This window comes from Rathayibacter sp. PhB127 (assembly GCF_003751665.1).
Lineage (GTDB): Bacteria > Actinomycetota > Actinomycetes > Actinomycetales > Microbacteriaceae > Rathayibacter > Rathayibacter festucae.
Map to the genome: position 1 here is coordinate 253,635 of NZ_RKHW01000002.1, position 21,918 is coordinate 275,552.

The following is a 21,918-nucleotide window of genomic DNA, read 5'->3' on the forward strand; positions in this document are numbered from 1 at the left end:
CGAGCAGGCACCCGTGACCACGTCCGTCCCGACCACCACCGGCACCGCCGATCCCGCGGCCCGGCAGCGGTCCGTCCTCGATACCCAGCGCGAGCGCGCGGCCCAGCAGCTCGAGGTCCGCCTGCGCTACGGCGACCAGGTCTGGGAGCTGCGCGAGGTCGACCACTTCGCCGTCTTCTCCCGCCGCTCGAGGGCGCGCCGGGCCGGGCGGGCGCTCGTCGCCTCCGGCTTCGAGATCGCGATCTCGCGCCTGCGGCTGCGCCTCGTGCTGGTCGCGAGCCACCACGCCGCGGTGGACGAGGAGGCGACGACCGCCTTCCTCCGCCAGGTGATCGAGGTCGTCGAGCGCGAGGGCGGCCGCTACGACGGCTGGCGGGCCGAGATCGTGCCCGCGCACTGAGAACGTCCTCCGGGCCGCACGGCGCCGGAGTCCAGGACAGAACGGGCGATCCGCCCCCGAGAACGATCCGGAGAGACCATGACCACGCCGAGCACCGACGCCGCCAGCGAGACCGCAGCGACCGACACCTTCGATCTGATCGTCATCGGCGCGGGGCCGGTCGGCGAGAACATCGCCGACCGCGCCGTGCAGGGCGGCCTCACCGCCGCGATTGTGGAGAGCGAGCTGGTCGGCGGCGAGTGCTCCTACTGGGCCTGCATGCCGTCCAAGGCGCTGCTGCGCGCGCCGATGGCGCTGCGGGCCGCCCGCGACCTCCCGGGAGCGGCGCAGGCCGTCACCGGCGGCGTCGACATCGCCGCGCTCCTGGCGCACCGCGACTCCGTCACCAGCGGCTTCGACGACCACGGCCAGGTCCAGTGGCTCGAGGGCGCCGGCATCGAGCTCGTCCGCGGCCACGGCCGCCTCAGCGGCGTCCGCGAGGTGAGCGTCACCGCCCCCGACGGCTCCGTCCGCGTCCTGCACGCCCGGAGCGCAGTCGCCGTCGCGACCGGCACCAGTGCCGTCGTCCCCGACATCCCGGGGCTGCGCGCCGCCTCGCCGTGGACCAGCCGCGAGGCGACCAGCGCCGAGATCGTCCCCGACCGCCTCGTCGTCATCGGCGGCGGCGTCGTGGCCTGCGAGATGGCGACGGCCTACGCCGGCATGGGCGCCACCGTGACCCTGCTCGCCCGGAGCGGGCTGCTCGCCCCGTTCGAGCCGTTCGCCGGCGAGCTGGTCGGCGACGCCCTCCGCGAGCTGGGCGTCGACGTGCGGATCGGCGGCTCCCCCGCGTCCGTCGAGCGCCGCGCCGACGGCACCGTCGCCGTGACCCTGGAGGGCGGCGACGTCGTCGAGGCCGACGAGATCCTCGCCGCCACCGGCCGCGCCCCGCAGACCCGCGACATCGGCCTCGAGGTCGTCGGGCTCGAGCCGGGCGACTCTCTGAAGGTCGACGACACGATGCTCGTGCTCGGCGAGGACGGCTCCCCGGTCGGCTCCGGCACGCCCTGGCTCTACGGAGTCGGCGACGTCAACCACCGCGCGCTCCTCACCCACCAGGGCAAGTACCAGGCCCGCGCCGCCGGCGACGTGATCGTCGCCCGCAGCACCGGCGGCGAGGTGAAGGACGCGCCCTGGGGCGCCCACGTCGCCACGGCCGACCACGAGGCCGTGCCGCAGGTCGTCTTCACCGACCCGGAGGTCGCCTCCGTCGGCCTCACCGCCGCCGCGGCCGAGAAGGCGGGCTACCGCACCCGGGTCGTCGACTACGAGATCGGCTCCGTCGCCGGCGCCTCGCTCGCCGCCGTCGGCTACAAGGGAACAGCCCGGATGGTCGTCGACGAGGACCGCAAGGTCCTGCTCGGCGTCACCTTCGTCGGCAAGGAGGTCGGCGAGCTCGTGCACTCCGCGACGATCGCCGTCGTCGGCGAGGTCCCGCTGTCCCGCCTGTGGCACGCGGTCCCCTCCTACCCGACGATCAGCGAGGTCTGGCTGCGCCTGCTCGAGACCTACGGACGCGACAGCGCGTGAGCGCCCTGCGGCGCGCGGTCGCGGTCGTCGCCCTCGACCCGGCGATCACCCGGCCCGGCTACCTCTTCGCCTGCGCGGTCGGACTGGCCTGGGGCGCGCTCTGGAGCACGGGCCCGATCGAGCGCCGCAACGGGCTCGTCGTCTTCACCGGCCTGCCCTCCTGGGCCTTCGGCCGCGGCGGCTCCTGCGTCGGCACGAGCTACCTGACGGACAGCAACGTCTCCGACCGCGTGCTCGAGCACGAGGCCGTGCACAAGGAGCAGTGGCGCACCTTCGGCATGTGGTTCCCGCTGATGTACTTCGTCGCCGGCCGCGACCCGCTGCGGAACCGCTTCGAGATCGAGGCCGGCCTCGAGAAGGGCGGCTACGTCCGTGGTCGCTGATCAGACGGGGCGCGTCGTCGTCCTCACCGGGGCGAGCTCCGGGATCGGGCGGGTCGCCGCCGGCGCGCTGGCCTCGGCCGGCGCCCGCGTCGCCGTCGTCGGGAGGAACCCGGAGCGGACCCGAACAGTCGCCGACGAGATCGGCGGCGACCCGTTCGTCACGGACTTCGACCGTCTCGACGACGTCCGCGACCTCGCGGCGGCGCTGCTCGCCCGCTACGACGGCATCGACGTGCTCGCGAACAACGCGGGCGGTCTCGTCTCGCACCGCGGCGAGACGATCGACGGGCACGAGCGGACGATCCAGAGCAACCACCTGGCGCCGTTCCTGCTGACGCGGCTCCTGCTCCCCCGCCTGATCGAGACCGGGCGCGAGCGCCCCGGTGCCCGCGTGGTCTCCACCGCGAGCGCCGCCAACCGCATCGGCCGGCTCTCGCTCGACGACCTCGACCGCCGGCGCGGGCCGTGGCTGGGCGGCTGGCGCGCCTACGGCACCTCGAAGCTCGCCACGATCCTCTTCGTCCGCGAGCTGGCCGAGCGCCTGCTGCCGACCGCCGTCGACGCCTACTCGTTCCACCCGGGCGTCGTCGCGACCGGCTTCGGCGCCGACTCGCGGCTGATGTCGCTGCTGTCGCTGAGCGGATCGCCGGGCATCTCCGTCGAGGCGGGCGCCGTCCCGCTGATCACGCTGGCGTCCGAGCCCGACGTCGGCGCGGCGAGCGGCAGCTACTTCGACGGGCTCCGGCCCGGCGGCGCGATGGCCGCGCAGGCGCGCGACCGGCAGCTCGGCCGCGACCTCTGGACGCTCTCGAGCCGCCTGGTCGGCGTCCCCGCCGCGCTCTGAGGGCGGAGGGGACGCTGCGCGAGGCTAGTTGGCCTCGGAGCGTCCCGTCCGCCAGTAGCCCATGAAGGCGACGCGCGTCCGGTCGACGCCGAGCTCGGTGACGAGGCAGCGGCGGATGAGCTTGATCGCGCCGGCCTCGCCGGCGATCCAGGCGTAGAGGCCGGGGTCGGTGCGCTCCGCGGGCACCTCCCAGAGGATCTCGCTGTCGACGTCGACGTCCGACACCTCGACCCCGCGGTGATGGGCCGTGAGGAATCGGGTCGCCCAGCCGCGGACGGCGTCGCCGAGCTGCGCTCCCGGCGTCGTCCCGGTGCGCACGAGCCAGTGCACGCGGACTCCGGCGGGGTGCTGAAGCGGCAGGACGTCCGCCGCGCTCGGCACCTCGAGGAAGGCGGCGCCGGTTGCGGTCGCCGGGAGGCTCTCGAGGATCGCGCTGATCGCGGGGACCGCGGTCTCGTCGCCCGCCATCAGGAGCGTCGTCGCCGCACCCGGGTGCCACTCGACGCCGCCGCCGGCCAGCTCCGAACGCGTGTCGGGCGCGATGATGACGACCTGCGCGCCGACTCGGGCCGACTCGACCCAGGCGGAGGCGGGGCCGGTGTCGCCGTGCGCGACGAAGTCGACGTCGACCTCGGCCAGCTCGGGGCGGGTCGCGCGGATCGTGTAGGTGCGCAGCGGGTTCCGCAGCGCGTCCGGCAGCTCGCGCCAGCGGGTGTACCAGTCGGGAGCGAGGCCGTCCGGTCCGCTCTCGTCCGCTACCGAGCCCATGAAGTCGTGCGCGCTCGAGGTCGGCGTCGGCACGACCAGCTTGATCCGCTGGTCCGGGCCGGTGCAGCCGACCGAGCCGAGGTCGTCACCGGTCAGCGTGATCCGGATGAAGTGCGGCGCGATCCGGGTCGCGCGGGCGACGGTCGCGAGATACGGCCGGTAGGCCGGGCGGGCGGGGGCTTCGGTCAGCGGAGGCACCGGTCCAGTCTCGCAGAGAAGGTAAGCCTTACCTAATCCTGAGTGGCTCTCAGCGAGCGGCGTGCTCGGCGGACACCCGCAGGCGGGCGTCGACATCGGCGGCGAGCTCCGCGACGACGGCGCCCTCTCCGCCGATCCAGGCGCAGAAGTCGTGCCGGTCGTCCGCCCACGGGTAGTCCCCGTCGACGACGGACATCTCGCCCATCCAGGCGCGCACCGCACGGTCGAGCGCGACGCCGCGCGCGCAGGCGAGGCCGGTGCCGGGAGCGCCGGAGCGCTGCGAGCGGCCGAGCCAGGTGACGCAGACGCGGCCGGGCGCCGAGAGCGGCGGCAGGCCGCGGGCGTCGTCGACCTCGACGAAGACCTGGCCCCGGGCGTTCGCGGGGAGCGCGTCGAGCATGCTCTGGATCCAGGGCACGACGGTCTCGTCACCCGCGATCAGGAACTGCTTGACGTCGACCGGCTCCGAGCCGTCTCGTCCCTCGAACATGCACATCGGAAGTAAGTATAGGCATGCCTAACCTGACCGGCCAAGGGTGCGGACCTGCCCGTTCGCCGGGTGTCCGCGGCGCCCGGCTCCCCGGGCCTCACCACTGCGGCGGGTGCCGCCGCTGCCAGCGCGCCCGGCGCTCCAGCTGCGCGCCGATCGAGAGCAGCACCGCCTCGCCGCCGGGGCGCCCGATCAGCTGGATCCCCATCGGCAGGCCGTCCGCCGTGACGCTCAACGGCAGCGCGATCGCGGGCAGGCCGCTCACGTTCACGAAGGAGGTGTACGGCGTGTAGCGCACCTGCTGCTCGAAGTTGCGCTCCGGATCCTCGGCGTCGTACCAGCCGACCGGCCGCGGCGTCATCGTCATCGACGGGGTGAGGATCGCGTCGAACGGCGAGAAGGCGGCGATCACCGCGCGCTCGTAGGCGGACAGCACCCCCGCCGCCTCGACGATCTCGCGCGCCGAGCGCTTCCGCCCCTCGCGGATCAGCCACTGCGTCAGCGGCTCCAGCAGGTCGAGCTCGTCGCCCTCGATCGGGAGCGTCGACGCCCCGCTCTGCCAGAGCATCCGGAACGCGTCGGGGTAGGCGGCGGACGGCGGCAGCACCGCGTCGTCGAGACCGTGGCCGAGCGCCGAGAGCGCCGCGATGCCCTCGTCCAGCGCGGCGCGCGCCTCCGGAGCGAGCCCGATGTCGTACGCCTCGTCCCACGGCGAGGCCGTCAGCACGCCGATCTGGAAGCGGCCCTCCCCGCGCACGGCGGCACCGAGGAAGGAGCCGTCGCCGTCGCCCGGCGCGGTCAGCGCCGTGCGCTGCGGGACGACGCCGTTGCGGCGCTCGAGCATCCCCTCCAGCAGCATCCCGGCGTCCGCGACCGAGCGCGTCAGCGGACCGGCGACGACGAGGCCGCCCACTCCGCCCACTCCGGACAGCGCCGGCACCCGCCCACGCGAGGGCTTGAGACCGACCAGACCGCAGGCCGCGGCCGGGATGCGGATCGAGCCGCCGCCGTCGGAGCCGGGTGCGAACGGGAGCAGACCCGCCGCGACCGCGCTCGCCGCGCCACCGCTGGACCCGCCCGCACCGAGCGCGGTGTCCCAGGGCGTGACCGTCGGCGGTCCGACGAGGTTCTCGGTGTAGGAGGGCATGCCGAACTCGGGCGCAGCCGTCTTGCCGAGGCTGATCGCCCCCGCCGCGTCGAGCACCTGGACGATCTCGTCGGAGGCGTCGGGGACGAAGGACTCGCGCAGCCGCGAGCCGAAGGTGGTCCGGACACCGGCCCGGCGCCAGAGGTCCTTGTCGCCGCTCGGCAGCCCCCAGAGCAGCGCGGTGCGCGGCACGGAGCCGATCGAGGCCGCCCGGGCCCGCGCCGCGTCCGCGGTCACGGTGGTGAAGGCGCCGAGCTCCCCGTTCCAGCGCTCGATGCGGTCGAGGTAGTGCTCGGTCAGCTCGAGCGGGGTGATCTCGCCGCGCTGCAGCCAGTCCCACTGCTCCTGGGCGCTGAGGTGATGGAGTTCGAACATGGAACGACCCTATTCCGCCGCCTCGGTGCCGCTCTGGGAGCGCCGAGGTCGGGCGGAACAGGGTCGTGGGGTCGTGCGGGCCTACGCGGCGCGGCGGCCGATCTCGCGGACGCCGTCGTCGGTGCCGAACCGGCTGCCCGGGGTGATGACCGTGTCGCGGTCGACCCGCGCGCCGGTCGCGACGACGGCCGAGCCGCCGATCCGCGAGTAGCTCCCGATGCGGGCACCGGGGCCGATGATGGCCTCCGGGCCGACGTGGACGTTCGCGCCGATGAAGGCGCTGTGCCCGATCATCGCGTCGCGGTCGACCCAGCTGCCGGCACCGATCCACGCGCGCTCCCCGACGGTGGCGCCGGGTTCGACGTAGGCGCCGGTCTCGACGTACGCCGACGCGGAGACGCGCGATCCCGGAGCGACCATGCCGCGTCCGTTCGCGTGACGGCGGTAGACGATCTCCTCGTCGGCGCCGCGCACTCCCCGTCCCTTGCTCATTCCTGTTCCTGCCATCTGCCTCGAGCTCCTCCGAGCGATCCGATGGGCGAGGCACTCGGGCCCCACCCCGCTATCGAGAACAACAGCGCGCGGGGGTCGTGCATTCCCCGTGCGGGGGGCACTCAGGCTCGGGGCTCGACCGCATCGGCGACGGCGGTGACCACCGCGCGGAACCGCTCCGGCGCGTCCCGGATCCGGCGTCGGGCCAGCACCCCCGCGAGTGCGGACGAGGCGCCGGACGCGACGAGCTCGCACTCGACCCGCGAGCCCTCCTCGTCCGCGAGCACCCGCCACTGCTCGACTCCGACGACCGGCAGCCGCCGCTCGAGCCCGTCCGCCGAGCGCGCGAACGCCGGCCCGTCATCGGCCGCGAGCACGTCGGCGAGCGCGGCGAGCACCACGGCGGGCTCCGCGTGCAGGATCGAGGCGAGGGCGAGAAGGCTGCGCATCGCGGCAGTCTCCCACGCCGGAGCGCCCCCCCTGCTGCTCGAGCAGCCCCGCCTCCTGCTTGTCGAGCAGCCCCGCAGGCACGCCTCATGCTGGTCGAGCAGCCCCGCAGGGGCGTATCGAGACCCGCAGGCGGACGCCGTCAGGAGCGCTCGTCCAGCACCCTCCGCAGCCAGTCGAACGAGGCCTTCGGCACGCGGTCGCGGCTGCGGGAGTCCAGCGCCACGAGCCCGTGCGGCCGGGTGTAGCCGTGCTGCCACTCGAAGGCGTCCACCAGCGTCCACAGCTGGACGGCCTCCAGCGGCAGCCCCTCGTGCACGGCCTCGGCGAGCGCCCCGAGGTGCGCGCCCAGCCAGCGGATCCGCTCCGTGTCGACGATGGCGCCCTGCCGGTCCGGCAGATCCGGGTAGCTCGCGCCGAGCTCCGTCAGCACCAGCGGCGGCAGCGCGTCGCCGTAGCGCTCGACGAGGCTCCGCAGCACCGACACAGGCGCCCACGGCGCGAACGGCGAGCCGTCACCGGTCCGGTCGAGCTCCGGCCACGGCCGGGCGTGGAACGGCAGAGCGGGCGGAGCACCCGGCCCGGTCAGCAGCGCCGGATCGCGTCCGTCGGCGATCCGCTGCGGAGCCAGCGGCGCGACTCCGTAGAAGTCGAGCGGGGCGCTGATGCGGGCGAGGTCCACCGGGTCGCCGCCCGCGAGCGGCGCGAGGAACGGCGGCAGCTCCTCCGGCCCGGACGGATAGACGCCGGTGAGCACGGCGTCGGCCACGAGCCGGTTCTGCAGGACGTCGGCGAGCGCCGCCCACGCACCGTCCCGCTCCGACTCGCTCGCCGGCTCCACCACGGCCTGCGCGTCGACGAGCCCGATGCGCCCGGCGAGATCGGCGGAGCGGAGCGCCTCGACCGCGACCGCGTGCCCGAGCAGCTGGTGGTGCAGCGCGGGCAGCGCACTGAACAGCCGCCCGGCGCCGGGCGCCTGGTTCTTCAGCGCGTAGCCCTCGAGGAACACGGTCGACGGCTGATCCAGCGTGATCCAGTCCGCCACGCGGTCGCCGAGCCGCGAGCCGATCTCGAAGGCGACGTCGCCGAAGCGGAAGGCCGTGTCGCGGTTCATCCAGCCCCCGCTGAGCGCGGAGGGGGTGTCGCGGTGCTGCAGGGTGAGCGCGATCCGCAGCCCGGCCCCGGCCAGCTCATCGAGCAGGCGGTCGTAGAAGCCGAGGCCGCCGCGGTCGATCGGTCCGCGGCCGTCCGGCTGCAGCCGGGTCCAGGAGATCGAGAGCCGCAGCTCGTCGACGCCGAGGTCGACCATCAGGGCGAGGTCCTCGCGCCAGCGCAGCACGAAGTCGGTGGCGAACTCGGGCGTCGCCTCCTCGGCGATCGTGCCGCGCCGCAGGGCGAAGTCGTCCCAGACGGAGCGGCCGCGACCACCGGCCTCGAGCGAGCCCTCGGTCTGGAAGGCGCTCTGCGCGAGCCCGATCCTCAGCCCCGCAGGCAGCAGCCGCCCGAGCTCCCGCGGGTCGTCGAAGCGCGCGGTCTCGGCGCGCACCTGCTGCCGATCGCGTCCGCGCGCTGCGTCCTCGCTCATCTTTCCTCCGACTCGTCGATGGGTATATTGTCGCGGAAGCGCTCTCCCGCTCCGACCAGCCGCTCCCCCGGGCGGAGGAGGCGGATCCGCCCATCGGTGTACATCCGGCAACGGGTGCGCGCCGCGCTTGACACCACCCGTGCGCCCCCGTGCAATGGACGCACCGTGATTCCGAGTGTCGCCGCGTCTGTTCCGGGGGGTTCCGCGACGAGGGGTCCGTCGGCCGTGCCGACTGGTCGCCTTCGCCGCTCCCCCCGTTCGTCGCGCCTCCGTCCGGCCGCCCTCCTGCTCGGGCTGCTCGTCGCACTGGCCGCCGCCGCCGGCCTGACCGCGCCGAGCGCGCAGGCCGCCGCGCCCCTCACGATCACCTCCCCGGCCTCCGGAACCGTGCTGCCGAGCGGTGCGGTCACCGCGACCGGCACCGGCACGGCCGGCGATCAGATCCAGATCGGCCTCACCGGCAGCAGCGAGCCGCTCTGCATCACCACCGTCGAGGCCGACGACACCTGGAGCTGCCTGCTCGACCTCGACGACGGCCGGATCCGCCTCACCGCCGTCGAGCTCCTCGCCGCCGGCGGCACCACCTCGGCCCGCACCGAGGTCGCCGTCCTCAGCGCCCCCGTCATCGAGTCGGTCGACGGCTCGGCGACCTCGGCCGGCTCGGTGAGCGGCACCGCCTACCCGGGAGCGAGCGTCGCGGTCACGACCGACGGCGGCGCCTCCTGCCTCGCCACCGCCGACGGCGCGGGCCGCTGGTTCTGCCAGCTCGCCCCCACGCCGGCAGCCGGCAGCTACCGGGTGACCGCGACCCAGTCCGCCTCCTTCGCCGGGAGCACCGTCTCGCCGGCCAGCGCGGCCGTCTCGCTCGTCGTGGACACCGCGGCTCCGGTCGCGCCGGTCCTCGCCTCCCCCGGCCCGGGCGCCGTGCTGCCGCTCACCGGCGCCGTCTACTCCGGCACCGCCACCGAGGGCACGCGGGTCTACGTCTACGTCGACCTCGTCAACACCTGCGACGCGCCGATCACCGGCGGCGCCTGGAGCTGCACCGGCGGCACGGTGACGGCCGGAGCGCACCGCGTCTCGGCGATCGCCGGCGACGCGGCCGGCAACTACAGCTCGCGCAGCCCCTGGATCGACGCCGGCTTCTCGGCGGCGACCACGACGCCCTCCGCCTCCCCCACCGCGACCGTTCCCGGCACGAGCACGGCGACCCCGGGCGGCAGCACGCCGACCACCGCCCCCGGCTCGCCGACGGCCCGGCCGACGACTCCGGGGAGCACCGCGACCGCCGCGCCGACCCGACCCGGGCAGACGGCGCCCGCGCCGGAGCCTGTGCCGACCGACGGCGCCACGGCCGCCCCGGCACCCGGAGCGGCTCCCAGCGACCCGCCGCCGGCCGCACCAGCCCCGGACGGCGGATCGGTCCCCGGCGGGTGGAGCGCCGCCACCGGGATGACCACGGCGCTCTCCTCCGGCGCGCCGATCGGCACCATGGCCGACTGGATGCGCTCCCTCGCCCTGGCGGTCGCCTCCCTCGCCCTGCTCGTCGTCCCCGCCCGCCTGGCTGTCGCCGGCCGGGTGCCGCGCGAGCCGCGCACCTGGCGCCTGACCGGCCGCAACCGCGCGAGCGTGGAGTACGACGACCGGCCCGAGCCCGCCCCGCTCTCGGCTCGAACCATGGTGGTCGGCATGATCGGCTGCGCCGCCGGGCTCGTGCTGCTCTCCGGCCGAGTCGACGGGCAGCCCGCCTACCTGCGCCTGCTGATCGCGGTCATCGTCGCGGTCGCCGTGGTGAACGCCGTCGCCGCGGGCGTCCCCGCGCTGGTGGGGCGCCGCCTCGGCCTGCCCGGAATCCGCATCGTCGCGTCGCCCCGCGCGCTGCTGCTGGTCGCTGGCGCCGCACTCCTGTCGCGCTTCGCGGGCCTCGACCCGGCCTTCCTCTTCGGAGTGGTGATCGGCCTCGTCCTGCCCGAGGGTGCCTCGACCGTCGCACGCGCCAAGCTCGCGACCGTGCGGGTCGTCTCCCTGCTCGGCCTCGCCGCCGTCGCCTGGGGAGCCTCCGCCGCCGTCCCCGCCGACGGCTCCTTCGCCGCGGTCCTCACCACCGAGATCCTCAGCGCGACGACGCTGCTCTCGGTCGGCTCGAGCGTCGTGCTGCTCTTCCCGGTCGGCCGGCCCGCGGGGCAGAGCATCCTGCGCTGGTCGCCCGTGCTCTGGCTCGGGCTGACGCTGCTGGCGAGCACCGTGCTCTTCCTGCTCCTCACGCCGACGATCGCCGCCTGGGCGACGGACGGCGGCGGCGGGCCGGCGCTCTTCGCCGTGGTCGCCTTCACGGTCGTCTGCACGTCGATCTGGGCCTGGCGGCGCTTCGTCGACGTCGGCGAGTAGCACTAGGACGGCATCAAGCCCGGCGGCCCGGGTGCGGGCTCAGCCGATCGCGGCGAGCTCGCGCACGTCGTCGTCCGGCAGCACGTCGACGACGGCGCCGACGGTCATGTCGGTCAGCGTCGCAATGCCGTCGTAGACGCTGAGGAACGCCGTGTCCGCCGCGTCGCGGCCGGTGGCGATCCGCACCAGGCTGGAGCGGGGCGCCAGTGTGGTCGCGTCGACCACCCGCCAGGAGCCCTCGATCCACGCCTCGGCGACCGCGTGGAAGTCCATCGGTGCGAGCCCCGGCGCGTAGACCGCGACCAGCCGGGCCGGCACGTCGAGCGCGCGCAGCAGCGCCACCACGAGGTGGGCGAAGTCGCGGCAGACCCCGCGGCGGGCGAGCAGCGTCCGCTCCGCACCGTCGGTGGGGAGGCTCGAGCCGGTCACGTAGGTGAGCCGGGTGCCGACCCAGGAGCTCACCGAGGCGAGCAGGGCGGCGCCCTCGAGGCCCGCGAACTCGGCGCGCGCGGTCGCCCAGAGGATGTCCGACTCCGCGTAGCGGCTCGGCCGCAGGTAGCGCAGGCGGTCGACCTCCTCGCCGGGCAGCGGCTCCAGCACCCCGTCGACGCTCGCCGTGTAGTCGACGACGAGGCGTCCGACGTCCGCCTCGAGGACGTGCAGGCGGGTGCCGTGCTGGTCGAGCACCTCGCGGGCGGCGACCTCGCGCCCGTCCAGTTCGAGGGACAGCCGCTCCGGAGCCCCGTAGGCCTCCGCTACCGCGATCGAGAAGACGAGCGTCGCGGGTCGCGCGACGTCGAGGGTCAGCCGGGCCGAGACGTCGCGCTTCACGCGCCCTGCTCGCCCTTCGGCGGCGGAGTGGGAGCGGCGTCCGGCTCCTGCACGAGCTGCAGCCCGCCGGAGGAGTTCGCGGAGACCGTCAGCAGGTCGATCCAGGTGCGGTTGATCGACGGCACCCGGCCGCCGAAGTACTTGAAGTAGAGCGGCACCGACGGGTCGAGCCAGATGCTGGAGCGGCCGTCGCCGACCGCGGGGTCGTCGCGCCAGGAGAAGAAGAAGCTCTCGCGGCGGCGCAGCTTGTTGGCGATGACGATCTGGACGTGCGTGAGCGTGCGGTCGTCGAACTCGATCTCGACACCCGAGGCTCCGTAGAGCAGCTTCCCCATGGAGGCCTCCCGACCACCCGTCGCCGGGTGATGCATGACAGTGCCCGAGGGCACGAGAAGAAGGAGACGCCACGAGGCGCCACCGGGCCGCCCGCCCCCGGGACGGTGGCGCGGGCGCTCCGTCCGGGCGAGGACCGCCCGGCCACGACTCTATGCGAGGGCGGGCGCCGGCGTAGCGATTGACAGGATCGGACACGGCCGGATGGCCCGGATCGGAACTCCGGCGCTCCCGCGCGACTCACCGTCCGCACATCGCGGCGATGTCGGAGGTCGGACGTACGGTACCCGCATGATCGAATGCGCGAGCTGCGGAACCGATGCCGTCGTCCTGGACCGCTCCGGCGGTGCCGACCCCGAGGGAGTGAGCTCGGAGGAGCTCGTCGTCCTCTGCGCCGAGTGCGCCCCCGGCGAGATCACCGCCGCCCTCGAGGCGACCCTCCTCGACGGAGCGAGCCGCACCGAGGCGGTACCGCTCCGCAAGAGCGCCCACGCACGAGCGGCCTAGCCCGGGGCTGCGTCCGCTCCGACTCCGGATCGCCGCGCGTACCAGCTATGCGCTGGCGCGACACAGCGCTCATCAACGCGTGTAGAGCACACGCCGAGTCCGGACGCCCCGACGAGTTCTTCTCTCAACGACTGAAGCCCCGCAAGCGGGGCTTCAGGCTGGCAACGTTCCGGAGGCCGACCCGTCGTACGTCCACGCTACATCGGGGTCCGAGAGAGACCCGCGCGCTGGCGCGGAGAGAGTGCCCCCACTGGGACTCGAACCCAGACTGAGACGATTTTAAGTCGTCTGCCTCTGCCGATTGGGCTATGGGGGCGACCACCGGGCGGCGCGCTCTCGCGCACCGCCCGAGGGTGCTGTCAGGCCTTGGCGGGCTCGCCGCCGACGGTCACCGGCGCGCCGGCCGGGCCGGGGGTGCCGGCCGGAGCCGATTCGGCGGCCGGAGCGGCCGGACGGGGGCGCGACGCGTAGGTCTCGAAGGAGCCGCGCGGGTACTCGCGGGCCTCGATCGAGGCGATGTCGCGGCCGAGCCAGAGGTTGTTCCACCAGCCCCAGACCACGCGGAACTTGCGCTCCCACGAGGGCATGGCGAGACCGTGGTAGCCGCGGTGCATGACCCAGGCCGGGAAGCCCTTGATCGCGATCTTGCCGGACTGGAAGACGCCGATGCCGATGCCGAGACCGGCGACCGCTCCCGCGTTCTTGTGGAAGTAGTCCTTGGGCGCCTCGCCGCGGAGGACCGCGATGATGTTGGTCGCCATGAGCTTGCCCTGGCGGACGGCGTGCTGGGCGTTCGGCACGCAGAAGCCGCCGACGCCGCCGCCGGTGAGGTCGGGGACGGCCGACACGTCGCCGGCGCCCCAGGCACCCTCGACGATGACGTCGTCGTGGCCCACGCGGAGGTCGGCGCGCACGCGCAGACGGCCGCGCTCCTCGATCGGGAGGTCGGAGTTCTTGATCGACGGGTTCGCCATGACGCCGGCGGTCCAGATGATCAGGTCGGACTCGAAGGTCTCGCCCGTCGACAGCTCGATGACGCCGCCCTCGGCGGACTTCAGCTGCGTGTCGAGGTGCACGGTGGCGCCGCGCTGGTCGAGGTTCTTCAGCACCCAGTGGCTCGTCTCGAGCGCGACCTCGGGCATGATCCGCCCCATCGCCTCGACGAGGTGGAACTTGGTCTCCTCGAAGTCGATCTCGGGGTAGCGCTTGAGCAGCGCGCTCGCGAAGGAGCGCAGCTCGGCGAAGACCTCGATGCCGGCGAAGCCGCCGCCGACGACGGTGACCGTCAGCAGGCGCGAGCGCTCGGGGCCGGCCGGCAGGGTCGCGGCCTTGTCGAAGTTGGTGAGGATGCGGTCGCGGATGGCGGTCGCCTCCTCGATCGTCTTGAGGCCGATCGCGTTGTCGGCGACGCCCGGGATCGGGAAGGTGCGCGAGACGGAGCCCGCGGTGACGACGATCTGGTCGTAGACGAACTCGTAGGGCTCGCCGACCGTCGGGGTGATCGTCGCGGTCTTGGACGCGTGGTCGATCTTGGTGACCTTCGCGGCGAGGATCGCGGTCTTCTTGAGGTGGCGGCGCAGCGAGACGATCGCGTGGCGCGGCTCGATGGAGCCGGCGGCGACCTCGGGGAGGAAGGGCAGGTACGCCATGTAGGGCAGCGGGTCGACGATCGTGACCTCGGCCTCGTTGGCGCGGAGGTACTTCTCCAGCTTCCACGCGGTGTAGAAGCCGGCGTAGCCGCCTCCGACGATCAGGATTTTGGGCACGGTGAACACTCCAGAGGGATGGACAATGCGAACACCCTGCTACTCGCGAAGTGCCCGCTCTCGATGCGGGTGGCAGCACTGACCCCGACTGGGAATCAGCCTAGCGAACCGCGCGTCGAATCGCGTCGACCCGCCGGTCCGCGGAGTCGGTCAGACATCGAGCGGCCGGCACTCGCAGCGCTCGGGCGACCAGTCGGCGCGGGCCAGCGCGAGGTCGCCGATCGGGTTCACTCCGGGGCCCGCAGCGAGCGCGTGGCCGGCGAGGGCGTGCAGGCACTTCACGCGGGTCGGCATGCCGCCGGAGGAGATGCCGGCGATCTCGGGCACGACGGCGATGCTCTCGCGGTCGGCGAGGAAGGCGCGGTGGGCCGCCGCGTGCGCGTCGCGGAGCGCCTCGTCCTCGGCCAGGAGCGCGTTGTACTCGACCATGACCTGGGTCGCCTCGAGCTGCGAGATCGCGGCGGTCGCGGCGGGGTGGGTGAGGTAGTAGAAGGTGGGGAACGGTGCCCCGTCGCTCAGCCGCGGGCTGGTGGAGACCACCGTCGGGTTGCCGCAGACGCAGCGCGCGCTGATGCCGACCACGTCGCGGGCGGGGCGGCCCAGCTGGGCGGAGACGACGGCGATGTCGTGCTCGGTGGGCGGGTCGAACGGGGGCGTGGTCACGGAGGACTCCAGGGGGCGCGGGGACCGGAGGGAACTCTCCAGTGTAGGCGGGGGCCGGGCGGGGGGCCGGGGTCAGGGAGTGGGCGTGAGCTCCGCCGTCGTCGGGTCGCCGAGCCCGGAGACCGCGATCGAGGAGAGCAGCGAGCCCGCCCAGTCGCTCGGGGTCTTCTGCACCGAGTTCGAGGCCGGCTGCGCGGCCTGCTGCGCGACGGCGATGTCGTCGAGGACGAGGTAGCTGACCTCGCCCGGCATCACGAAGTACAGGCGCTCACGAGCCTGGGCGCGGATGAAGGCGGGATCGGACCAGCGCACGCGCTGCTCGTCGAGGTTCTGCGACTGGGTCTTCGCCGCGTCGACGGAGCGCTGCAGCTCGGCGATCTCGGCGCGCTGCTCGACGAAGTTCTTCACGCTGGGCGCCAGGACGACGACGGCCAGGATCATGATGCCCATCACGAGCAACGTGAATCCGGAGCCGCGGACGCCGGCGACCCAGGCGGAGGACGGCGTGACGGGAGGCTGCTTCGCGCGGGGGGTGCGCGAGGACTTCGGGGCGGAGGATCCTGGCTTCGCGCCGGGGCGCTTCGAGGCGACGGACGACGAAGTGGCGGGCTTCGACGCCGGCTTCTTCGCTGCTGACGGCGTCGAGGCACTCGACGTCGCGGCGGCGGGCTTCGAGGACTCGGACTTCGAGGACCCGGGCTTCGAGGACCCGGACTTCGAAGCGGTCGAGTCCGGCGTCTCGGCGGCGGCCGGGCGGCGGGGCGCGCTCCCGGGAGCGGAGGGCCGGCGGGGCGGTCGGGCCATGGGCGGGTGCCTCCTCGAGCGGTGGAACGGATGAGGGCGGAACAGGAGCGGCCCCGGTGCCCGCACCGAGGTGCTGGGCTCCGGGGCCGCTCCGGCGGGGAGAGACTACGCGGTGAAGCGCGGGAAGGCGGAGCGACCCGCGTACGTCGCGGCGCCTCCCAGGATCTCCTCGATGCGCAGCAGCTGGTTGTACTTCGCGACGCGGTCCGAGCGAGCCGGGGCGCCGGTCTTGATCTGGCCGCCGTCCACCGCGACCGCGAGGTCGGCGATGGTGGTGTCCTCGGTCTCGCCGGAGCGGTGCGAGAGGATCGCGGTCATGCCGCTGCGCTGGGCGAGGGCCACCGCGTCGAGCGTCTCGGTGAGCGTGCCGATCTGGTTCACCTTGACCAGGATCGAGTTGCCGGCCTTCTCGGCGATGCCGCGGGCCAGGCGCACCGGGTTGGTGACGTAGAGGTCGTCGCCGACGAGCTGCACCTTGTCGCCGATCTCGGCGGTGAGGTGGGTCCAGCCGGCCCAGTCGTCCTCGTCCAGCGGGTCCTCGATGGAGACCAGCGGGTAGTTGGCGACGAGGTCGGCGTAGTAGGCGGAGAGCTCCTCGGCCGAGAGCTTCTTGCCCTCGAAGGTGTACTTGCCGTCCTCGTAGAACTCGGAGGAGGCGACGTCGAGTGCGAGGCCGATGTCCTTGCCGGGGGTGAAGCCGGCGGCCTCGACGGCCTTGAGGATGAAGTCGAGCGCCTCGCGGTTGGTGGGCAGGTCGGGGGCGAAGCCGCCCTCGTCGCCCAGGCCCGTGGCGAAGCCGGCCTTCTTCAGCTGCGCCTTGAGCGCGTGGTAGATCTCGACGCCCCAGCGCAGGCCCTCGGAGAAGGACTCGGCGCCCAGCGGGACGGCCATGAACTCCTGGATGTCGACGCCGGTGTCGGCGTGCGCGCCGCCGTTGATGATGTTCATCAGCGGGACGGGCAGGGTGTGCGCGTTCGGGCCGCCGACGTAGCGGAAGAGGTCGAGGTCGGCCGACTGCGCGGCGGCCTTGGCGACCGCGAGGCTGACGCCGAGGATCGCGTTCGCGCCCAGGCGCGACTTGTTCTCGGTGCCGTCGAGCTCGATCAGCTCGGCGTCGACGAGGCGCTGGTCGGTGGCGTCGAAGCCCTCGATGGCCGGGCCGATCTCGTCGATGACGGCGTCGACGGCCTTCTGCACGCCCTTGCCGAGGTAGCGCTCGGCGTCGCCGTCGCGCAGCTCGTAGGCCTCGAAGGCGCCGGTGGAGGCACCGGAGGGGACGGCCGCTCGCGAGGACGCGCCGTCCTCGAGCAGGACCTCGACCTCGACCGTGGGGTTGCCACGGGAGTCCAGAATTTCTCGGGCGACGACTGCCTCGATAAGGGCCACAACTATCTCCTCTTGACGGGTGGGCTCCCGGAGGGCGGGAGCGGTCGGGAAGGAGTCTACTGACCGCCTCGGAACGGGAGGCGTCCGCGGGGCGTCGGTAGACTCCCAGGGCCCTGACGGCAGCCGCGCCGCACGGCCGTCGATCCGCTCCCGCCCCACCGGAGGACCCCGTGACCAGCACCGCCGCCGCCCTCGTCGAGCGCCTCACCGAGGTCGTCCCCGACTTCCCGAAGCCCGGCATCCTCTTCCGCGACCTCACGCCGGTCTTCGGCGACGGCGATGCGCTGCGCGCCGTCGCCGACGCGCTGATCGAGCCGTACCGCGGGCGGATCGACGCGATCGCCGGCGTCGAGGCGCGCGGGTTCCTCCTCGCCGCGGCCGCCGCCTACTCCGCGGGCCTCGGAGTCGTGACGATCCGCAAGCCCGGCAAGCTGCCGCGGACCGTGCTGAGCGAGCAGGCGACGCTCGAGTACGGCAGCACGCAGCTCGAGGTGCACGAAGACGCGGTGCCGAAGGGCGCGCGCCTGCTGCTCGTCGACGACGTGCTGGCCACCGGCGGCACCCTCGACGCCAGCTGCCGCCTGATCGAGCGCGCCGGCTGGTCCCTCGAGGGCATCGCCGTGGTGATGGAGCTCGACGGCCTGGGCGGCCGCGACCTGCTGTCCCCGCGCCGCATCGACGCGATCGTCACCGTCTGACCCGTTTCTCCGCGCTTCCGCGAGATGCCACTTGTGCGCGCGACACGCCGTGTCGGGCGTGCACAAGTGGCATCTCGCGGAGGGGGGGGGCGGACGTGGGTCAGGAGAGGGAGAGGGACATCCGGGACAGGACGAAGGTCTCGATGACCTGGACGACCATGTAGAGGATCAGCGAGACGCCGGTCACGAGGACGACGGCCGACCAGATGTCGTCGAAGCGGGCCTGCGCGGTCCAGCCGGCGATGCCGCCGCCGATGCCGTCGCCGGTGGAGAGCCACTCGGCCAGCAGCGCGCCGGTGATCGCTCCGGGGACGGAGACCCGGATCGCCGCGAAGAGCGAGGGCAGCGCGCCGGGGATGGCGACCTTGCGGATGGCCGTGAGCGTGGATCCGCCGTAGACCGAGACGACGTCGAGCATCTGCGGCGAGGCATTGTTCAGGCCGAACGCGATCGTGACCAGCGCCGGGAAGAGCACGACGATGCCGCCGACCACGGCGACCGAGGCGACCGTTCCCTGGCCGAAGACCAGGATGATCAGCGGCGTCATCGCGATCAGCGGGACCGAGCGCAGCAGCAGCGCGAACGGCATCAGTGCGTGCTCGACGCCCTTGGACAGCCGGAAGAGGATCGCGACCAGGATCGCGACGATCAGGCCGGCCGCGAAGCCGATGAACGAGTCGACCATGGTGACGGCGAAGAGCCCGCCGAGCTCGCCGCGGTTCTCGGCCGCCGACTCGTCGGTGACCAGGTGCGCCCAGACGTCCCACGGCCCCTTGATGACGTACGGCGAGACGCCGCTGAAGAGGATCACGCCGATCCAGATCGCGAGGACGATCGCGACGGTCGACAGCGCGATCAGGAGGCTCTTGCGCAGGCTCTTCAGCGTGGCGCCGAGGGCGGCGCTGCGCAGCTGACGACGGAGCTCGTCGACCGCGATGATCTGCGTCGGGCTCGACTGCTCGGTGCGGTCGGGGATCGTGGAGGTCATGTCATGCCCGCTTTCCGGAGGACCACGGGGCGACGAGGCGCCCGATCAGGCCGACGAGGCCGTAGCCGATCAGCGCCACGGCCGCGCAGAGGAGGAAGAGCGCCCAGACGCGCGGCGAGTTCAGCGAGACCTGCGCCGCGACCAGGATCGGCCCGACCCCGGTCTCGATCTTGCCGAAGTACTCCCCCAGGATCGCGCCCAGGAACGCCGCGGGAACGGCGATCTGCAGAGCGGAGAGGATGTTCGGCAGCGCGGCGATGGCGCGGACCTTCCGCAGCTGGGTGAACTTCGTGCCCCCGTAGACGGTGACGACGTCGAGCGAGGCCTTGTCGGCCGCCTTGAGGCCGAGAAGGCTGCCGACGACGGTGGTGAAGAAGACCGAGAGCCCGGCGAGGAAGATCGCGGTGTCGCTCGGCCGCCCCGGCGCGTCGGAGCCGCCGAGGATGAGGAGCACGAGCGTCCCGATCGCGACGATCGGCACGCAGTAGGTGACGACCGCGAGCTGGGAGACGATCCCCTCCAGCCACGGCACGATCAGGACGAGCGCGGAGAGCACCAGGGCGATGAGGTTGCCCCAGAAGTAGCCGACCGCGGCCTCGCCGATCGTCACCGAGAAGTTGGCCCAGTAGAACGCGGGTCCGTCCTCCGCGATGGTCTGCGCGACCCGGATCGGCGTGGGGACCGGCGCGTAGGTCGTGCCGCCGGTGGGGGCGGTGATCAGGGCGATCAGCCACCAGACGGCGATGATGCCGACGATGCCGATCAGCCCGGAGGCCCAGGGCGGGAGCGAGCGCGAGCGGCGCTCGGTCGACGGGGCGGGAGCGGGGAGCAGGGTGGCCACGGGGCGCCTCAGTGGTCGTCGGCGGCCGCGCCGCCGTCGCCGAACAGCAGCTCGGACGCCTGGTCGACGTAGGCGTGGAACTCGGGGGTGCGCTGCATCTCCGGCGTGCGCGGGCGGGGCAGGTCGATCTCGATGATCTCCTTGACCCGGCCGGGCCGCGGGCTCATCACGGCGACCTGGTCGGAGAGGAAGATCGCCTCCGAGATGCCGTGAGTGACGAGGAGCGTCGTGGCCGGCTTCTCGGTCCAGATCCGCAGCAGCTCGAGGTTGAGCTTCTGCCGCGTCATGTCGTCGAGCGCACCGAACGGCTCGTCCAGCAGCAGCACCTCGGGCTTGAGGATGAGGCAGCGGGCGATCGAGACGCGCTGGCGCATGCCGCCGGAGAGCTGCGCCGGCTTGGCCTTCTCGAAGCCGCGCAAGCCCACGAGGTCGATCAGCTCGTCGATGTACGACTGGTCCACCGACTTGCCCGCGATCTCGAACGGGAGGCGGATGTTCGACATCACGCTGCGCCAGGGCAGGAGCGCGTGGTCCTGGAAGGCGATGCCGAGCTTGTTGTCGCGGCGCAGCTCCTTGGGCGTGCGGCCGTCCACCCGGATGGAGCCCGAGGTGGGCTCCTCCAGCCCCGCGAGGATCCGCAGGATGGTGGACTTGCCGCAGCCCGAGGGGCCGAGGAGCGCGAGGAAGCTGCCCTGGTCGGTGTGCAGATCGGTGTCCTGCAGCGCGGTGACGCTGCGAGAGCCCATCCGGAACGTCTTCGACAGGCCGTGGATCTGGATGCCGGTGCCGCCGGCACCCTGCTCGCGCAGAGTGCCGGCGTCGGTCGTGTCGGTCACGAGTGGTGCCCTCCGTGGTGCTGCATGTGTGGTGGAGCTGCTTGGTTGGTGGCGCTGGTTCGAAAGCCGGGGTCAGGCGGCGTACTTGACGAGGTCGGGGTTCTCCTCGTAGACCTCGGCGAGGAGGCTCATGTCGAAGAGGTCGGCGGCGTCGACGTCGATGCCGGCGCCCGAGAGCGACGCGAGCGTCTCCTCCTGGAGGCTGTCCGAGATCGTGAAGAGGCCGTTCGCGACGGTCTCGTCCGAGACGACGAGCTCCTCGGACTGGATGGTGGAGCCCTTCTTGGAGGACTCCTCGTCGAGGCCGAGGTCCTTGCCGTAGGTCTCGAGGGCGAGCATCGCGCCGGCCTCCGGGTCGTTGACTGCGTCGGTCCAGCCCTTGATCTCGGCGACGAGGAAGGCCTTGAGCGCCTCGCGCTTGTCGGCGATGGCCATGTCGGTGACGGTGAAGGTCTCGGCGACGAAGGGGAGGCCGTTGTCGGCGAAGGGCAGGTTGACGACCTCGTAGCCCTCGGCGGCGACGGTGATCGCCTCGTTGGTCAGGTAGGCGATGAAGCCGTCGACGGTGCCGTTGATCAGGACCGAGGGGTCGTACTCGACCGGGACGACGGTGACGTCGGACTCGGCGAGGCCGTTCGCCTTCAGCAGCGCCTGGAAGAGCGAGGTGTTCGACGCCTGGACGCCGATCTTCTTGCCGGCGAGGTCGGCGGGGGTGGCGATGTTGCCGGCGGTCGCGATCGAGAGGACCGTGAACGGGTTCTTCTGGTAGGTCGCGCCGATGATCTTGAGCGGCGCCTGCTCGTTGGCGACGACGGTGCCGACCGAGACGGCGTCGCTGAGCGCGACGTCGGCCGAGCCGGACAGCAGCTCGGCGGTGCCGGTCGAGGGGCCCGCGGTCAGCGTGACGCCGGAGAGGCCGGCCTCGGTGTAGTAGCCCTTGGAGTCGGCGAAGAACTCGCCCGCGAACTCCTCGTTCTTGATCCAGGAGAGCTGGACCTTCAGGGTGCCGAGGTCGCCGCCGTCCTCGGCCGAGGCGCCGGAGGAGTCGGAGGCGCAGGAGGCGAGGACGGAGACGCCGCCGAGGGCGAGACCGGCGACGCCGGCCATGCGCAGGACGCTGCGGCGGTCGAAGGTCTGCGAGGTGCGGAAGGGCGACAGGGGCAAGGGGGACTCCTCGGG

Annotated in this window: 24 protein-coding genes and 1 tRNA gene; 8 read left to right on the forward strand and 17 right to left on the reverse strand. The window is 73.2% G+C overall.

Features of this window, described 5'->3' with window-relative positions:
* Positions 1-13 precede the first annotated feature (13 nt).
* The 4 genes from EDF22_RS11710 (at position 14) to EDF22_RS11725 (ending at position 3,196) form a co-directional block, all read left to right on the forward strand.
* Complete coding sequence (locus EDF22_RS11710; protein WP_165909157.1) at positions 14-400, forward strand: ribonuclease E inhibitor RraB; 387 nt, start codon at positions 14-16, stop codon at positions 398-400.
* Between the two features lie 78 nt (positions 401-478).
* On the forward strand, positions 479-1,969 hold the full coding sequence (locus EDF22_RS11715; RefSeq protein WP_123705114.1) for an NAD(P)/FAD-dependent oxidoreductase: 1,491 nt from the start codon (positions 479-481) through the stop codon (positions 1,967-1,969).
* Positions 1,966-2,352, forward strand: a complete 387-nt coding sequence (locus tag EDF22_RS11720; protein WP_123705115.1) for a Fe-S oxidoreductase — start codon at positions 1,966-1,968, stop codon at positions 2,350-2,352. Before EDF22_RS11715 ends, EDF22_RS11720 begins: the two co-directional genes overlap by 4 nt.
* A complete protein-coding gene (locus EDF22_RS11725) occupies positions 2,342-3,196 on the forward strand; it encodes an SDR family NAD(P)-dependent oxidoreductase (protein WP_123705116.1) in 855 nt (284 codons plus the stop codon). The genes EDF22_RS11720 and EDF22_RS11725 overlap by 11 nt, the downstream gene beginning before the upstream one ends.
* A gap of 24 nt (positions 3,197-3,220) precedes the next feature.
* Here EDF22_RS11725 and EDF22_RS11730 read toward each other — a convergent pair whose 3' ends face one another.
* The 6 genes from EDF22_RS11730 to EDF22_RS11755 form a co-directional block, all read right to left on the reverse strand.
* Positions 3,221-4,162: a siderophore-interacting protein gene (locus EDF22_RS11730; protein WP_260303431.1), complete on the reverse strand. Its 942-nt coding sequence runs from the start codon at positions 4,160-4,162 to the stop codon at positions 3,221-3,223.
* Positions 4,163-4,211: 49 nt separating this feature from the next.
* Complete coding sequence (locus tag EDF22_RS11735) at positions 4,212-4,652, reverse strand: SIP domain-containing protein (protein WP_159422291.1); 441 nt, start codon at positions 4,650-4,652, stop codon at positions 4,212-4,214.
* Positions 4,653-4,749: 97 nt separating this feature from the next.
* Positions 4,750-6,174, reverse strand: coding sequence for an amidase (locus EDF22_RS11740; protein WP_123705119.1), 1,425 nt, complete (start codon positions 6,172-6,174; stop codon positions 4,750-4,752).
* 81 nt (positions 6,175-6,255) lie between these two features.
* Positions 6,256-6,666, reverse strand: coding sequence for a transferase (locus tag EDF22_RS11745; RefSeq protein ID WP_133963110.1), 411 nt, complete (start codon positions 6,664-6,666; stop codon positions 6,256-6,258).
* A 122-nt stretch (positions 6,667-6,788) separates the two neighbouring features.
* Complete coding sequence (locus EDF22_RS11750; RefSeq protein ID WP_185038874.1) at positions 6,789-7,115, reverse strand: hypothetical protein; 327 nt, start codon at positions 7,113-7,115, stop codon at positions 6,789-6,791.
* A 140-nt stretch (positions 7,116-7,255) separates the two neighbouring features.
* The gene (locus EDF22_RS11755; RefSeq protein ID WP_123705121.1) at positions 7,256-8,698 is read right to left on the reverse strand and encodes a glycoside hydrolase family 1 protein; all 1,443 of its coding nucleotides are present in this window, start codon (positions 8,696-8,698) and stop codon (positions 7,256-7,258) included.
* A 225-nt stretch (positions 8,699-8,923) separates the two neighbouring features.
* Here EDF22_RS11755 and EDF22_RS11760 point away from each other — a divergent pair, with 225 nt between their 5' ends.
* Positions 8,924-11,086, forward strand: coding sequence for a hypothetical protein (locus tag EDF22_RS11760; protein ID WP_123705122.1), 2,163 nt, complete (start codon positions 8,924-8,926; stop codon positions 11,084-11,086).
* A 39-nt stretch (positions 11,087-11,125) separates the two neighbouring features.
* Here the strand turns inward: EDF22_RS11760 and EDF22_RS11765 are convergent, their stop codons facing one another.
* Positions 11,126-11,917, reverse strand: coding sequence for a transglutaminase family protein (locus EDF22_RS11765; RefSeq protein ID WP_123705123.1), 792 nt, complete (start codon positions 11,915-11,917; stop codon positions 11,126-11,128).
* Positions 11,914-12,252 (reverse strand): ATP-dependent DNA ligase, encoded by a 339-nt coding sequence (locus EDF22_RS11770; protein WP_068211888.1) that lies wholly within the window; start codon positions 12,250-12,252, stop codon positions 11,914-11,916. Before EDF22_RS11770 ends, EDF22_RS11765 begins: the two co-directional genes overlap by 4 nt.
* Before the next feature lie 289 nt (positions 12,253-12,541).
* On the opposite strand from EDF22_RS11770, the gene EDF22_RS11775 reads away from it, so the two are divergent.
* Positions 12,542-12,757 carry a hypothetical protein gene (locus EDF22_RS11775; RefSeq protein WP_123705124.1) on the forward strand — a complete coding sequence of 72 codons (216 nt, stop codon included), beginning with the start codon at positions 12,542-12,544 and terminating at the stop codon, positions 12,755-12,757.
* 242 nt (positions 12,758-12,999) lie between these two features.
* On the opposite strand, the gene EDF22_RS11780 is transcribed toward EDF22_RS11775, so the two are convergent.
* The 4 genes from EDF22_RS11780 to EDF22_RS20820 all read right to left on the reverse strand — a co-directional run bounded on the left by EDF22_RS11780 (position 13,000) and on the right by EDF22_RS20820 (position 15,636).
* A tRNA-Leu gene (locus EDF22_RS11780) sits at positions 13,000-13,073 on the reverse strand.
* 43 nt (positions 13,074-13,116) lie between these two features.
* Positions 13,117-14,523: an NAD(P)/FAD-dependent oxidoreductase gene (locus EDF22_RS11785; protein WP_123705592.1), complete on the reverse strand. Its 1,407-nt coding sequence runs from the start codon at positions 14,521-14,523 to the stop codon at positions 13,117-13,119.
* Between the two features lie 150 nt (positions 14,524-14,673).
* Positions 14,674-15,186, reverse strand: coding sequence for a DUF501 domain-containing protein (locus EDF22_RS11790; protein WP_123705125.1), 513 nt, complete (start codon positions 15,184-15,186; stop codon positions 14,674-14,676).
* Positions 15,187-15,258: 72 nt separating this feature from the next.
* Positions 15,259-15,636 carry a septum formation initiator family protein gene (locus tag EDF22_RS20820; RefSeq protein WP_123447611.1) on the reverse strand — a complete coding sequence of 126 codons (378 nt, stop codon included), beginning with the start codon at positions 15,634-15,636 and terminating at the stop codon, positions 15,259-15,261.
* Between EDF22_RS20820 and EDF22_RS20825 the strand changes: the two genes are divergently transcribed.
* Entirely contained in the window at positions 15,629-16,024 is a 396-nt protein-coding gene (locus EDF22_RS20825) for a hypothetical protein (RefSeq protein ID WP_185038875.1), read from the forward strand. The genes EDF22_RS20820 and EDF22_RS20825 overlap by 8 nt on opposite strands.
* Positions 16,025-16,095: 71 nt before the next feature.
* On the opposite strand, the gene eno is transcribed toward EDF22_RS20825, so the two are convergent.
* A complete protein-coding gene (eno, locus tag EDF22_RS11800; RefSeq protein WP_123447613.1) occupies positions 16,096-17,376 on the reverse strand; it encodes a phosphopyruvate hydratase in 1,281 nt (426 codons plus the stop codon).
* Between the two features lie 170 nt (positions 17,377-17,546).
* On the opposite strand from eno, the gene EDF22_RS11805 reads away from it, so the two are divergent.
* The gene (locus tag EDF22_RS11805) at positions 17,547-18,074 is read left to right on the forward strand and encodes an adenine phosphoribosyltransferase (protein WP_123705127.1); all 528 of its coding nucleotides are present in this window, start codon (positions 17,547-17,549) and stop codon (positions 18,072-18,074) included.
* Between the two features lie 100 nt (positions 18,075-18,174).
* On the opposite strand, the gene EDF22_RS11810 is transcribed toward EDF22_RS11805, so the two are convergent.
* The 4 genes from EDF22_RS11810 to EDF22_RS11825 form a co-directional block, all read right to left on the reverse strand.
* Positions 18,175-19,062 carry an ABC transporter permease gene (locus EDF22_RS11810; protein WP_221180921.1) on the reverse strand — a complete coding sequence of 296 codons (888 nt, stop codon included), beginning with the start codon at positions 19,060-19,062 and terminating at the stop codon, positions 18,175-18,177.
* A 1-nt stretch (position 19,063) separates the two neighbouring features.
* Entirely contained in the window at positions 19,064-19,903 is an 840-nt protein-coding gene (locus EDF22_RS11815) for an ABC transporter permease (RefSeq protein ID WP_260303432.1), read from the reverse strand.
* 8 nt (positions 19,904-19,911) lie between these two features.
* A complete protein-coding gene (locus EDF22_RS11820; protein WP_123705595.1) occupies positions 19,912-20,649 on the reverse strand; it encodes an ABC transporter ATP-binding protein in 738 nt (245 codons plus the stop codon).
* A gap of 162 nt (positions 20,650-20,811) precedes the next feature.
* A complete protein-coding gene (locus tag EDF22_RS11825; RefSeq protein ID WP_244209451.1) occupies positions 20,812-21,903 on the reverse strand; it encodes an ABC transporter substrate-binding protein in 1,092 nt (363 codons plus the stop codon).
* Between the last annotated feature and the right edge of the window lie 15 nt (positions 21,904-21,918).